This window comes from Opitutaceae bacterium, assembly GCA_041395105.1.
Classification (GTDB): Bacteria; Verrucomicrobiota; Verrucomicrobiia; order Opitutales; family Opitutaceae; genus B12-G4.
The window spans coordinates 975,680-991,397 of sequence record JAWLBB010000002.1; the positions used below are offsets into that span (position 1 = coordinate 975,680).

General features: G+C 58.3%; 6 protein-coding genes. All 6 read right to left on the reverse strand.

The annotated features are described in order from the left end of the window. Positions 1-402: 402 nt before the first annotated feature. Positions 403-3,633 carry a fibronectin type III domain-containing protein gene (locus R3F07_10905; GenBank protein ID MEZ5276877.1) on the reverse strand — a complete coding sequence of 1,077 codons (3,231 nt, stop codon included), beginning with the start codon at positions 3,631-3,633 and terminating at the stop codon, positions 403-405. Positions 3,634-4,136: 503 nt separating this feature from the next. Then, positions 4,137-6,239, reverse strand: coding sequence for an Ig-like domain-containing protein (locus tag R3F07_10910; GenBank protein ID MEZ5276878.1), 2,103 nt, complete (start codon positions 6,237-6,239; stop codon positions 4,137-4,139). Further along, positions 6,163-6,477 (reverse strand): LamG domain-containing protein, encoded by a 315-nt coding sequence (locus R3F07_10915; protein ID MEZ5276879.1) that lies wholly within the window; start codon positions 6,475-6,477, stop codon positions 6,163-6,165. Before R3F07_10915 ends, R3F07_10910 begins: the two co-directional genes overlap by 77 nt. After that, entirely contained in the window at positions 6,474-6,797 is a 324-nt protein-coding gene (locus tag R3F07_10920; protein MEZ5276880.1) for a hypothetical protein, read from the reverse strand. The genes R3F07_10915 and R3F07_10920 overlap by 4 nt, the downstream gene beginning before the upstream one ends. Beyond that, entirely contained in the window at positions 6,778-7,725 is a 948-nt protein-coding gene (locus tag R3F07_10925) for an Ig-like domain-containing protein (protein MEZ5276881.1), read from the reverse strand. The genes R3F07_10920 and R3F07_10925 overlap by 20 nt, the downstream gene beginning before the upstream one ends. Positions 7,726-8,393: 668 nt before the next feature. Beyond that, on the reverse strand, positions 8,394-15,293 hold the full coding sequence (locus tag R3F07_10930) for an Ig-like domain-containing protein (GenBank protein MEZ5276882.1): 6,900 nt from the start codon (positions 15,291-15,293) through the stop codon (positions 8,394-8,396). Positions 15,294-15,718 lie beyond the last annotated feature (425 nt).

Below are 15,718 nucleotides of genomic sequence, written 5' to 3' on the forward strand. Positions count from 1 at the left end.
GCATGAGTCAATAAGAGCTGAAGCCCTATGGCCGGCTTCTCACCGGCGGCCAAATGATCCGCTCAGTGCCTCTGTGCCTCCGTGAGAGAAAAGCCCGACAGAAAGTAGCTCTCACAGAGGCACGAAGGCACGGAGGAAGAAGGAGAATGGGTTGGGTTCCTAAACCCGGCCAAGGCGTTGATGGAGATCGATAGCACCCGCACCAGGAACGGAAGCGTCGATGATCCGCTCGGTGTCTCTGTGTCTCCGTGAGAGAAAAACCCGACAGAAAGCAGCTCTCACAGAGGCACGAAGGCACAGAGGACGAAAGAGAATGTGGCTGGCCCCGAATCCCAATATCCCAAAGATGTGCTTGTCCTGGCGCCATTCGGGTCGGTCGATTACTCCTTTTCGCCCATCTGCTCAGGGGACGACGTAGAGTTCTGTGAGAACAGCGCCCCCGGCTCCATCGGCATCCGATGCCTTGGCAGAATAGACCCCGGGATCGAGCCAGACCAGGACCACAGCATCAGGGCTTCCGGATTCGAGCGGGAAGGCACCGACCTTTGCTGAAACCGCCTGGATCAATCCCTCGTCGGGATCCCACCAATCATCGTTCGAAAGAAAGGGTGCTTGGGGATCGGCTTGATCGAAAACCCTGAGCATTGGGTCGGGCAACACACCTTCGACTCCGTAACTCGACAATCCCGGGCCGATTGCACGAATCAAGACCTGGACCCGCGTCGTACCCGATATCACGAATCCCAACGTTCCCGCAGTGGATGGTCGCAGCACGAGACGCGTCGACAGATTGGCGAGCTGAGACTCCCCACCAAACGTAGCGTCGTACAATTCGACCAAAGCCACCCCATTCGTGTCACCGTCAGGTCGGACAACGGCCGTGAATCTCCCAGTTCCGAGTTCGGAAAAGAGGGCACTGTCTCCACTGCCAGGGTCCAACGGAAATCCACCCAACTGCCCTGCAAGATCCGTCAGGAACTCAGGATCCGGATTCAAATCCCAGTCCTTGTTCAATGCGATCACGCCTCCGCCATCCCGAAGCACCAGCTCCGGATTGCCAAGAACCGGGTTCACGCCGTAACGAATCAATCCCGGACCGATTCCCCGAACCAGCAGGTCGATCGGCCCTGCCCCCTCCACCACAAATCCTGCGATAATCGCCTCAGGCCCCATCCCAGACCAGGAGCGGGTCGACAGGTTTACCATTCTGGAAGCCCGAGCGTTCGGATCCTGAGTTGCAGCAACTGCCCAGTGCAGGCCTGCGAACTCGGCATCACCCGTGAATCGTCGCATCAAGGGATCCAACCTCATTTCGAACATGGGAGAATCCAGCCAAATACCGCTAAGCAAACCCTCTGCATCCACACCGACCCAAGCACCATCCGAAACGGAATCCGAATTCGATTCCAAGACCGCAAGAGCCCTACCGTCCGGTCCGACAATCAACCGTCCGATACCTCCCGAAAGATCATTCAGAAAACCCAGATAGCCACCAATAAAGCCCGAGGTGGGGCCACCGATCGCCAACTGCTGACCACTGAAGACGATGTCCATGGGACCCAGAACTCCCGAGACTCCGAATCCAACGATCTCGCCAGATAAGGCACCCACTCCATTCGGGTTGCCACCGACGACAAAAGAACCATCCATCCCGACACCAAAGCCTTCGCTGAAGTAGACGTCGTGACCCGAAGGGTTCCATCCAAGAAACGTTCCGACTCCACCAGAATCAATGTAAAGGGCGCAGATTCCGCTTTCCCCGATCGATCCAAAGAAAACCCGTGGTCCCGGCTCAACAATGAGCTCGATGTCAACTTGAGCCGATTCTCCCGTCTCATCGGTCACCACCAGGAGTAGAATGGTTTCGCCCGACCAATTGGGATCCAGAACCATTGAGACCAGGAATTCGCCGTCCGTCTGCCCGGGAATCACATTGTAGGCCGTGATCAAGTCGGAATCCTCCATCGAAGGAACGATGGTCAGACTTTCAGACAGCGTATCCACATCGCCGACTTCAACTGCAAAGGCAAAGCTGAAGGACCCTTGAGTTGTGGTCAATGACTCGGGATATGCGACAAACTCCGGGGCGTCCGGCACGCTGATGACTTCGACCAGGAACGATGAAGCAACCTCAAATTCTCCGTCATCGACTGTGACGTCGATCTCCGTTTTGCCATTTCGGTTCGCCACAGGTACCATTGAAAGGACCCATCCCTCACCATCAATGTAATCTGCAGTCAACGAGCTGAACAGATCCGCTTCAGCCGCTGCAGCAATCACCTTGAGCTCGGAGAGATCGGTATCTCGATCGGATACGGGCAGTGGGACGACCTTCACGTTATCCTCAAGCATCGCCTGTTCACTCAACACCCCAATGGACGGAGGATCGTTGACGGGTGCAATTCCCAACTTGAAGATCTTGGCAAGCCGCTCATCACCGGCGATCAGATCGATCGTGACGAGTGTCGAACCGAAAGCGTCTGCCTGGGGAGAAATCGTAAGGATCCGAGTATCCGCCCTCTCAGCAGGGGCAAACAGCAGGTTGGAAACAAGGGAAAATCCATCGATCGCCATCTGTAAGCCAAGATTCTCCTGATCGAAAACTCTGGTCTCACCAACAAGAACGAGGCGAGCAACTCCAGTTTCTGGTTTCAGTTCCATCCGGATTTGGTACCAGCGATCGAGGGACAGCCCGTCCAACGCGGTATTCTCGTCATGTCCGAGACGGACTGATACACTCCGGTCGTCGTTTACATAGGCGATGGCGCTCGCTCCTCCGAATATGAAATAGGCTGGGTTTCCCCCGATGCCATTGCTTCCGGGCAAATAGATCCGGAACTCAACTGCAATCGCTTCCGAATCGTAACTCCCAGGCAAGAAAGACCCCGTCACACTGGAACCATTTCCCGCCAAGAAAAAGGTTCTATCCTCGTCAGGCGAAACAGGATCAGCCTGCACAGAGTTGAACGGTTCACTCCAAGGCCAATCCGGATTGATGGCCCAGTTTCCGGGGTAGTCGCCAACCCCATTATCCTCAAAATCCTCAAATCCGATTCGGTTCCCTTCGCCATCGTAGATGCTGATATCGTCAAAGTAAGCCTGGCCCGGTATACCTCCGGATCCCTGCTGATGCGAAACTGCCAACGAAACCGCGCTCTGCCATTCGCCGTCCGTTCGAGGCTCGTATGAGCCCCAGTTCGTGACGGGATGCCCGTCCGTAAAGAGCATAAGGTCGAACGGCGTGTCTTCGATCATTGTCTGCGGCGGGATCGTCGACGCCAGGTTCGAGTAGCCTGAAGGACCATATTCGTTGGAAGCAAAGACTCGGAATCTGAGCTGTCCGCCTTGGGTTGGATCATCATAGGTATACGACTCCGTATTGGCACCCAACTCAGTTGGCAGTTCCTCGAACCCATCGAACCCGGCAATCTCACGCTCGATATGGTAGGCCGTTTCGATTCGGGACCGGTCGGTCCACGTGAGTTTGATTTCTTCCGCAGAGAGGCCGGAGGAAACGACGTGAAGCGTCGCAAGGACACCCAACACGGCCACGAGAATACTGTCCGAGTAAGCGCGAGAAATGCGGAAATCGGCCTTCTGGTCTGTTGCTGAACTGATGGGCGGGATTCGCACGTCGTTCGGACCATGAATCAGCGGTCACCGAAAAATCCCTCTGCGCCGCGAACAATCCGACACCATTTTCCTAGCAGAGCGAATCCGTTAAGCAACCTGAGAAGAAATACTTAGGGGTTAGCCTGAGGGTTGTTTAGGGGTTCTGCCCTGATGGAGGGTGGCTATGCTACCGGTGGACCGGGGCTGTGAACGGTCAGCACAGGACAAGTGGACGTAGGAGCAGAATCGCATGGCGGCTATCGCGAATCGTGACCGATTAGCTCGCGCATGCCTTAAGCTTTGTTTGGACCAAAGCTCTGGGCTGGCGAGGCATATCAAACGGAATGACCCGAGGTCATTGTCTCTCGCAGAATTGCTCCGCAATTTGCTGGCATCCTCAGACTCTCTCGCAAAATCGCATGGCGGCTATCGCTAATCGTGACCGATTAGCTGGCGCATGCCATAAGCTTTGTTTGGACCAAAGCTCTGGGCTGGCGAGGCATATCAAACGGAATGACCCGAGGTCATTCCGTTTGATAGACTTCAATCAAGGCGAGGCCGGAGATTCCAGAAGCGGCGGCCTGAACGGTGGCTGTATAGACGCCCGGTTCCAGCCAGAGGAGCATGGCGGAGTCATCGCTGCCCGTATCCAGGGCAAAGGCACCGGCCGCGTCAGTCGCGTCAATGATCGCTGCGGCGTTGGGCTGGGTTCCCCAATTCGAGTTCCGGCCAACTTCAACATCCGCTCCATCGACCCGCTGAGACAAGATCAATCGGGTCTCCGGCAGGGCGTTGACGACGCCGAAGGTTGCCAATCCCGGTCCGATTCCACGGATAAGAACCCGCTTGGCCGTATTGCCCGACACGACAAACCCTCCTATCAATGCCTTGCCGGACGAAACCTGACCACGAGTCGAGAGATTGCTCACATCGTTGCCGGCAACGTTCGCCTCGGTGGCATCGTAAATCTCGACCAGGGTGATTCCCCCCAGCAGGGATGCATCGTCGACCACTGCGGTATAGCGGCCGGGAAACACCGTGACGAGGAGAACGGCGTCTCGACTGGATGGATCAAGAGGAAACGCACCCACCTGTGCCGATACCGTTTCGATGACCGAGCCCACATTGCCCACCGCCCAACGACTGTTTGTTGCGATGGTTCCGGCATCGGAGACAAGCCTCAGGACCGGATCCCGCACCGCATTGGCGGCTCCGAAAGCTTCCAGGCCCGGACCAATCGCCCGGATCAGGATTTCCTTAGCCTCCGTGCCTGTCACCACGAAACCCGTGATCATGTTTCCGCCGTTTGCCGCGATCGTTCCACGGGTCGAAATGTTCTCAAGACGTCGAAAAGCAGCTATGTCTCCTCGGAGACCGAGGAACCGAATATCCTGACCTCCTGCAATCGACAAGGTCCCCTCAGCTTTTCCGGAATTGAGATCAAACACCATCTCAACTCGAAGAACGTCACTGACCAGATAGGCTTTGCCACCAGAGATGACCACCGGAACCTCTGCGGCCTGAACGGCACCATCCCGACAGACAGTGACTAGACTCAGGCCGTCGCCACCTGAGATGACAATCAGACAGGCATCCGAAGTGTGCACCCCGAAAGCCTCGTAGACTCCGGTCGCGGGCCCGGTCGGTCCATCCGCATCAACCGGAAGACCGGTGAGTACAAGATCGCTACCATCTATGGTTCCGGTGATTCCCTTGGCGTCGATCCGACCTCTCGCGATCACGAGTTCGCCCGCTGCGAGACCCGTCAAAACGAACGTTCCGTCTTCAGCGACGGTGACGTCTGAAACCGAGAATACCACTCCCGTTGAGGGCTCAAAACCGAGAAAACGCATGGCGCCCGCAGGATCGATCCACACCGAGAATCGTCCGGTCTCAACACCGGTGTCCATGGGAACACTGCTTTCATCTGCACCCGTCGTCGGCAAAGAGATCACTCCTCGATAAACGCCAGAAACCGGCGGATCCACCTGGGTCAATGAACCACTTACCGAAACCACCACGATCGGTGAGGAATGGGCCGCTCCAAGCAAATCATAGGCCTTTGCCTGAATGGTATGCGCTCCAGACTCTGCTCCAGACCAGAGAAAAACGAAAGGAGCAGCCAAATCCTGGCCGATTGGAACGTCATCGACAATCAACTCAACGTATTCCGTTTGAGCTGGATCGCTGACATTGACCTGAATATCAATCACTGATCCCAACTCGAATTCTGAGCCATTGATGACTCCCGGGAATTCCACAATCAATGGAGACTGGGCGCTTGATGGTTCGACGGTCAGAGTGAAGGTGTCACTTGCACTGAGAGAGCCATCGCTTACCGTCACGGTAATCGTCGTGGTGCCGGATTGATCGGCTGCGGGCGTGACAGTGACAGTCCGGCTCCCACCGCTGCCCCCGAACACGATGTTGCCGTTGGGAACCAGGGAGGTGTTTGACGAACTGCCCGAGACACTCAGGGTGCCTGCGGAGGTCTGGGCATCGGACACGGTGAAGCTGATTGCACCGGTATCGGTGTCTTCGGCAATGGTTTTATTGGTGATATTGGAAATGGAAGGAGTCGTATTGGCCGGCGGCGGAGGCTCCTTCAGAGATTGCCTGCACTTCACTTTGCGTCAGTGGCTTCGAATAGATGCGCACATCGTCAATGAGGCCGTCAAAGGACTGGGATCCGTCGGGCTGACTGCCCGCGGCCACGCCCATTGAAGAGTCCGTGGCGATTATGCCACTCAGCGCAGTGCTGCCCACCTCGGTGCCATCGAGATAAAGGCGCAGGGTGGTCCCGTCATAGGTCATCGCGCCATGATACCAGACTCCGGCTGTCAGGTTGCCGCTGGTGGCGATCAAGGTCGTGGTCGTGCCAGCGATGCGCAACGACCCCGCAGACGGTTCTGGGAATCCGAGACCGTGGTATTGAGCATGAAGATATGGTCGTTGGCTGCCCAGCTTGATGCCTTGGAGATCAGACGCGGGTCACGGTCGGCCGGGTAGCTGTCCGCCTTGAAACCGATCGCCAGGGTCAAGCCGGTTCCTGCGACATCAAGATTGCCCAGACTGATGTGATCGTTGACCCCGTCCAGATGGACTGCAAAGGCACTGCCATCGGCGGTATCAGCCTCGTAGACCGGACCTCCCTGAAGCGTTGCGTCATTGCCATTCCCTGCCATCGAGCGCCACCGATCCACTGCCCTCATCCAAAAGCAGATGAACCAGGGCATCGGAGTCTCCCACGGGCTGCGGTTGAATGGAGATGCTGACCGTGGCGGTATTGGAAGTGAGGACCCCGTCGCTTGCCCGATAGGTGAAACTGTCGTTCCCACTGTAATCGAGTGCAGGCGTATAGACAAAGGAGCCGTTGGCGTTGAGGGTCAGATTGCCGTGACTGACACCCGCGACAAGTTGCGCGGACAGAATCATGCCTTCGACGTCGGAGTCGTTGGCCAGCACTCCCAGAGCCGCGGTCACGCTCAGGGCCTGATTGGGAAGCGTCTTGTAGCCCCCGTCATCAGATGCCAACGGCGCATCGTTGACCGCCGTGACCGTCACGACAAAGCTGTCACTGGCGCTGAGCAGTCCGTCACTGACCGTGACCGTGATTGTCGCCGATCCTGACTGATTGGACAAGGGCGACACCGTCACCGTGCGATTTGCACCGCTTCCCCCAAAGACCACCGCGCTCACCGGGATCAAGCCGGCGTTCGAGGAACTCGCAGACAATGAAAGACCGCTCGCAGCGCTCTCCCCATCGCCGATCACAAAGGCAAGCGATCCCGTCGTTCCGTCCTCGGCGATCGTTTGGTTGGTGATGTTGCTGATTGTCGGTGCCGTGTTCACCGGCGCACTGCCCGCCGTCGTCGCACTCGCCACGTTGGTGTAGCCGGAGTCTCCGCTGGCATTGGTCGCACGCACCCGGAACCAATACTGCGTGCCCGCGGTCAGACCAGCATCGGTATAGCTCTCCACATTGGCGCCCACCGTGGCGACCTGACTGAATGAACTCCCATTCAGAGATCGCTCGATCTTGAAACCCGTCTCATTGTCCGAGTTGTCCGTCCAACTCAGGGTCAGGTCCGCCGACCAGGACGATGTCGCCAAAATGACAGCCGATAGACCAGAGAATGCGAAGCCGCGAAGAGATGGTAACAAATGGGTACAGCGATTCATGGTCTACCGCTGTACTTCGCCTCACCGGAATTGGAGTGAGGTCACCCGGACCGGTTTGACGGGGATTTCAGCGACCTGAGTAGAATCCGCCAGCGAGACAGAGCGGGGATCTACGGACGCGGAGACGGGATGGGGAGGACAGTAAGAAGGCGCTCCCGACACCACATGTGGGGCCGGGACAGGTGCGCGCTGAAGAACGGAAAGGGGTTCTTCGCTTGAGAATTTGAACTACAAAGGTAACGAATGTAACCAAGGTTTTGATACAGAAAGGTCGATGGACGGCCCAGCGGTCTGTCCCTATCCCGGGACCACGAATCTTCGGTCGAGCGTGACCGCTGGGCGCACCTTCCGCGGAGCAGAGCTTCGGACGGCATGGCGCGAGCGCCAGCTCTACATGGGGAATCTTTGGATATGGGGCTACCACTCTGCCCCCCTTCCTGCCACAGCCTATCGGAACCCGATCTCCTGCTTGTCACGGCGTATCAGAGAGGAGCCGGATCTACGATCTTCCATCTCCGTGATCCCCGGGATCACTCCTCGATCATTCACTGTCTCTCGCAAAATTGCTGCGCGATTTGCTGGCGACGCTACCAAACCGACTAGTCGGTTTGGTAGACTTCAACCAACCCGGTGCCGGAGGCCCCGGTCGTGCCGGGTTGGACTTCGGCGGTGTAGATGCCGGGTTCGAGCCAGATGAGGAGGGCGGAATCTCCGCTTCCGGATTCCAGGAGGAACGCACCCGCACTCTCCGAAGCCGTCTGGATGGCCTCGGCATTCGGGTTGGTCGACCAACCGGTGTTCTCCCCAATCCGTTCGTTCACTCCGTCGACCCGCTGGGTCAGGACCAGTCTTGCCGACGACAGGGCATTCGCCACTCCGAACTGAGCCAGGCCCGGACCGATTCCGCGGATCAGCACCCGTTTCGGAACATTGCCGGTGACCACGAATCCGCCGATCAGGTTCTTGCCCGACCCGACCGCTCCGCGGGTCGAGAGATTGACCAGGTCATTGCCGGTCACGACCGTATCCGTCGCATCGTAGATCTCGATCAGGGAGTCCCCTCCCCGACCCGCCGCATCGCGAACGACCGCGGAATAACGCCCCGGGGCAACCGTGACCAACAGGGCCGCATCAAGACTGTCCGGATCCAGGGCGAACGCGCCGATCCGGGCGGAAACGGTCTCCACAATGGAACCGAAGTTGCCGAGGATCCACCGGGCATTTGAGGTGATCAGGCCCGCCTCTCCGACCAGTTCCAGAACCGGATCGGTCATGTAGTTGGTGATGCCGAACTGACCCAGACCCGGCCCGATCGCGCGGATGAGGACCGTCTTCGGAGCGTCACCGGACACGACAAATCCGGAGATCATGACACCGCTGCCGGAAGTGATCGTGCCTCGCGTCGAGATATTCTCGAGTCGGCGATCAGGACTGACGTCACTGCGGAGGCCCATCAGGGAGGCGATTTCCCCTCCGTTCGAAATGAGAAGGCCCTCAAGCGACCCGCTGACCGTATCGATGACGATCTCGAGGCCGAGATCCACACTCGCGAGAAAAGCATTCACTCCATCGATCGAAACGTCGACCACCTCACCGACGAGGACGCCGTCCCGAATCCGGATGACATGACCGATCCCATCCGCACCGATAATCAGGAGGACACGGGTATCACTGCTACGGGTTCCGAAGAGCTCATAGAAACCGGAGGCATTCTCTGTGGCACCCGCCGAACCCGAAAACGAGCCCGTGAGCACAATGTCCGTTCCCACGATGGTCCCTTCAATGCCCTTCGAGGTGATCCGCCCTTCGATCGTCACAACCGCTGCGCCACCAAAGAGCGACTGAAGCGCCTCCGGGACTGCCAGAGGCAGCGTAAAGAATCCGTCAGTTTCCACCTGGATCGGGCCATCGGCAAAGCCGAGACCGGAAGTCGACTCGAATCCAAGGAAGTGCATCCAACCTTCGGCATCCACGTGGACGGCAAACTCGCCGCTCAACGCCGCGTCGGCCGCTGGTGTAGCCGAACCCTCGGCCTGGGCGGCGCCGGTTGGAGTCGTGGACAGGGTTCCTCGGTAGACCCCGGCGACTGCGCCGCCGGCTGGATCGGTGACGGTGATCGTGACCGAGGCGCTCAACGTCGATGCGCCGTCAGCGTCATAGGCCTTCGCCTGAACGGTGTGCGCCCCGATATCCGTCGATGACCAGCTGTAGTCATAAGGCGTCTGCAACTGTGTGTTGACGATCGATCCATCGACAAGAAATTCGATCTTTGAGGTGTTTCCGATATCGCTGGGAACGGCCTCGAGGAGAAGGGCCTGTCCTGCTTCGAGTTCACGATCACCAACCGGATTGGTCAGGGTAACCGTCAGAACCGAGCTGCCGACCGTGACATTCACCACTTCCGACAAGACCGATCCGCCATCGTTATCCACCGCTCGAACCTGGATGGTATGGTCACCCGAAGTGCCACCGGACCAGAGAAGGACGTAAGGAGAGGTTGTATCCTGGCCGATCACGCTTCCGTCGATCAGAAGCTCGACCCGGTTGGTCCGGGCGGTATCGCTGACGGTCGCGCTGACGTTGATCGTGCTGCCGTAGGCAAAGTCCGTACCGTCCGCCGGGCTGGTCAGCGAGACGGTCAGGGGATCCGGAGTCGGATCGGCAATCGTTATCGATATCGGCGCGGACTCGGTCTTCGCCCCATCCGTGTCGGTGACGATGGCCTTGATCGCGTAGGTCCCGGCGGTGTCCGGCGTCCAGCTGAAGTTGTAAGGACTCTGACGCTCGGTGTTGATCTGCGTCGAATCATGGAAAAACTCAACAGTGGCGGTTCTCGCTATATCGCTGGTCAAAGCTTCGCCCGCGATCGTGTCACCTACGGTAAAGGTGGCTCCTTCGACCGGTGAGATGACTGACACGGTGACGGGATCGGGCGACGCCGTCACTGTGAGAACGAAAGCATCGGATGCTGAAGACGATCCGTCATTGACTGTCACGGTAATCGTTGCGCTGCCATTCTGTCCTGCCACGGGGGTCACCGTGACCGTCCGATTGCCGCCACTGCCACCGAAGACAATCCCGCTGACCGGGACCAGGGTTGTGTTCGAAGAGTCGGCACTGAGAGTAAGGCTGCCATTCGATGTTTCGATGTCCGAAACCGTGAAGGCGATTGCTCCGGTGGTGGCTCCCTCACCGATCGTGCGGTTCGTGATATTGCTGATGGTGGGCACATCATTTACTGCCGTCACCGTAAGGGTAAAGGTATCACTGGCACTGAGGCTGCCATCGTTGACCGTGACCGTGATGTTGGCCGTGCCCGACTGATTGGCTGCCGGGGAAACGGTAACCGTCCGGTTACCATTGCTGCCCCCAAAGACAATCGCCTCGTTCGGGACGAGCGTGGTGTTCGAGGAACTGCCCGATACGGTCAGACTCCCGGCTGCAGTCTCTGCATCGGAGATGGTGAATCCGATCGCGGCAGTCGCGGTATCCTCATTGACCGTCTTGTTCGTGATATTGCTGATGGTGGGCGCATCGTTCACTCCTGTCACCGTCAGGACGAAGGAATCGCTTGCCGACAGATTCCCGTCGCTGACCGTAACCGTGATTGTGGCCGTCCCCGACTGACCCGCAGCCGGCGTCACCACGAGAGCGCGGTTGCCGCCACTGCCGCTGAAGACGATCGCGCTGTTGAGGACCAACGATGGGTTGGATGAACTGCCCGAAACAGTCAGGCTTCCGGCGGATGTCTCCAGATCAGAAACCGTAAACGCAATCGCGCTGGTGGGCGAATCCTCGGCAACTGTCTTGTTGCTGATATTGCTGATCGTCGGCGCGTCGTTGACTGGGCTGACCGTCAGTTCAAAAGTATCGCTACCCGTCAGACTGCCATCGCTCACTGCAATCGTAACCGTCGCGGTGCCGGATTGATTCGCAACCGGCGTCACCGTCACCGTCCGATTCCCGCCGTTCCCGCCAAGAACTATGTTCCCATTGGGGACCAGGGAGGTGTTCGAGGATGTGCCCGTGATCGTCAGGTCCGCAGCCCCGGTTTCTGCATCCGAAACGGTGAAAGCGATCGGTCCGGTCGAACCGTCCTCCGGAATGGATACATCTGCGATATTGCTGACCAGAGGTCCGTCATTCACTCCACTGACCGTAAGGGTGAATGCATCGCTGGAAGACAGGCTGCCATCACTGACCGCCACCGTGATTGTTGCCGTGCCGCTCTGACCCGCAACCGGAGTCACCGTAACGGAACGATTGGCTCCGCTTCCACCAAATACAATGTTGCCGTTCGGGACGAGTGTCGTGTTCGAAGAGCCGCCCGTAACGGAGAGGTCCGCCGCCGCCGTTTCTGGGTCGGATACCGTGAAGGCAATCGCTCCGGTATTGCCATTCTCGGCGATCGTCCGGTTGGAGATATCGGTGACCGTCGGAGCGTCATTGACGGCATTTACCGTCAGAGTGAAGGAGTCGCTGGCGGAAAGGTTCCCGTCGCTCACCGTAACTGTGATCGTGGTGCTGCCGAATTGGTCCGCGGCGGGGGTAACCGTAACCGTCCGATTTCCTCCGCTGCCTCCAAAAACAATACCGGACTCGGGGACCAGCGTTGTATTCGAGGATGTCGAACTGAGCGCCAGGCTGCCGGCGGCCGTCTCTGGATCTGAAATCGTGAAAGCGGTTGCGCCGGTCGATTCGTCCTCAGATATGCTCTTGTTCGTGATATTGCTGATTGTCGGCGAGTCGTTGACCGATGTCACCGTAAGCGTGAAACTGTCGCTGGCTGACAGATTGCCGTCACTTACCGAAACGGTGATCGTAGCGACGCCGGACTGACCGGGCGCCGGTGTCACCGTCACCGTCCGATTCGCGCCACTGCCACCGAAGGCGATATTGGAGTTCGGAACCAGCGAAGTGTTCGAAGAACTACCCGAAACCGTCAAGCTGCTGCTCGCCGTCTCGACATCGGACACTGTGAATGCAATAGCCCCGGAGTCACTACTCTCCGCGATCGTTTTATTGGTGATATTGCTGATTGCCGGGGCGTCGTTGACTGCCGCGACCACTAAAGTGAAGGTGTCACTTGCACTGAGAGATCCATCGCTCACCGTCACGGTAATCGTCGTGGTTCCGGATTGATCGGCTGCTGGCGTGATAGTGACCGTCCGACTTCCACCGCTGCCTGCGAACACGATGTTGCCGTTCGGAACCAGGGAGGTATTCGACGAATTGCCCGACACCGTCAGACTTCCGGCGACTGTCTCTGGATCGGAGACCGTGAATGCGATCGCGGCGGTCGAGGTGTCTTCATTGGTTGTCTTGTTTGAGATATCGCTGATGGTCGGTGCATCGTTCACGCCGGTCACAGTCAATGTAAAGGTGTCGCTTGCCGAAAGGTTACCATCGCTGACTGTCACGGTGATCGTCGAACTCCCTGACTGACCCGCAGCCGGCGTCACGGTAACCGTCCGATTACCCCCGCTGCCACCGAACACGATATTGCCATTGGGAACCAGGGAGATGTTTGATGAACTGCCCGACAAGATCAGACTCCCGGCGGCCGTCTCCAGATCGGAGACCGTGAATGCTATCGCGGCGGTCGAGGTGCTTTCCGCGATCGTTTTGTTGGTGATATTGCTGATTGCCGGAGCGTCGTTGACTGACGATACGGTCAGAGTGAAGGTGTCACTTGCACTGAGAGAGCCATCGCTCACCGTCACGGTAATCGTCGTGGTGCCGGATTGATCGGCTGCGGGCGTGACAGTGACAGTCCGGCTCCCACCGCTGCCCCCGAACACGATGTTGCCGTTGGGAACCAGGGAGGTGTTTGACGAACTGCCCGAGACACTCAGGGTGCCTGCGGAGGTCTGGGCATCGGACACGGTGAAGCTGATTGCACCGGTATCGGTGTCTTCGGCAATGGTTTTATTGGTGATATTGGAAATGGAAGGAGTCGTATTGGCCGGCGGCGGAGAGGCTCCTTCAGAGATTGCCTGCACTTCACTTTGCGTCAGTGGCTTCGAATAGATGCGCACATCGTCAATGAGGCCGTCAAAGGACTGGGATCCGTCGGGCTGACTGCCCGCGGCCACGCCCATTGAAGAGTCCGTGGCGATTATGCCACTCAGCGCAGTACTGCCCACCTCGGTGCCATCGAGATAAAGGCGCAGGGTGGTCCCGTCATAGGTCATCGCGCCATGATACCAGACTCCGGCTGTCAGGTTGCCGCTGGTGGCGATCAAGGTCGTGGTCGTGCCAGCGATGCGCAAACGACCCCGCAGACGGTTCTGGGAATCCGAGACCGTGGTACTGAGCATGAAGATATGGTCGTTGGCTGCCGTACTTGATGCCTTGGAGATCAGACGCGGGTCACGGTCGGCCGGGTAGCTGTCCGCCTTGAAACCGATCGCCAGGGTCAAGCCGGTTCCTGCGACATCAAGATTGCCCAGATTGATGTGGCCGTTGACCCCATCCAGATGCACAGCGTAGGCGCTACCATCCCCGGTATCCGACTCGTAGGACGCCCCCCCTGCGAGCGTCGCGTCGCGGCCGTTTCCACTGCCATCGAGCGCCACCGATCCACTGCCCTCATCCAAAAGCAGATGAACCAGGGCATCGGAGTCTCCCACGGGCTGAGGCTGAATGGAGATGCTGACCGTGGCGGTATTGGAAGTGAGGACCCCGTCGCTTGCCCGATAGGTGAAACTGTCGTTCCCACTGTAATCGAGTGCAGGCGTATAGACAAAGGAGCCGTTGGCGTTGAGGGTCAGATTGCCGTGACTGACACCCGCGACAAGTTGCGCGGACAGAATCGTACCTTCGACGTCGGAGTCGTTGGCCAGCACTCCCAGAGCCGCGGTCACGCTCAGGGCCTGATTGGGAAGCGTCTTGTAGCCCCCGTCATCAGATGCCAACGGCGCATCGTTGACCGCCGTGACCGTCACGACAAAGCTGTCACTGGCGCTAAGCAGTCCGTCACTGACCGTGACCGTGATTGTCGCCGATCCTGACTGATTGGACAAGGGCGACACCGTCACCGTGCGATTTGCACCGCTTCCCCCAAAGACCACCGCGCTCACCGGGATCAAGCCGGCGTTCGAGGAACTCGCAGACAATGAAAGACCGCTCGCAGCGCTCTCCCCATCGCCGATCACAAAGGCAAGCGATCCCGTCGTTCCGTCCTCGGCGATCGTTTGATTGGTGATGTTGCTGATTGTCGGTGCCGTGTTCACCGGAGAACTGCCCGCCGTCGTCGCACTCGCCACGTTGGTGTAGCCGGAGTCTCCGCTGGCATTGGTCGCACGCACCCGGAACCAATACTGCGTGCCCGCGGTCAGACCAGCATCGGTATAGCTCTCCACATTGGCGCCCACCGTGGCGACCTGACTGAATGAACTCCCATTCAGAGATCGCTCGATCTTGAAACCCGTCTCATTGTCCGAGTTGTCCGTCCAACTCAGGGTCAGGTCCGCCGACCAGGACGATGTCGCCAGCACAAGCGTTGCAAATATCGCCAGTCGAGATGTGATTCCAGAGATGCTGTAAAGTGAAAGTCGAGGCATACGTGCCATGCTTTCGTTTCGACTCTCCCCACAAATGAATGAGTCCCGTAGGAGCATCCCCTACAATTTGACTCTGATTTAGGGGCACTAGGTAGAACTACCCAAGGTTGCCTAGAGAGAGACCAATGTATGCACGCCAGCAGAGCCTATGGGAGACAGAGTGGGGAGAGGTTCAGTCCCTTTGGAGGGTTCAGCAATGCCGACTGCAGACAGAGTCAAGGGCAGGCGATATCCAGTGGAGCGGACTTGTCCCGCCTCCAACTTGTAGAGCTTTCCCGACACCACTTCGCGGGCCGGGACAGGACGGTTCGGAGAGGCCTGTCAGATCGCATCGGGAAGGGGTGACCCTCCTCCGGATT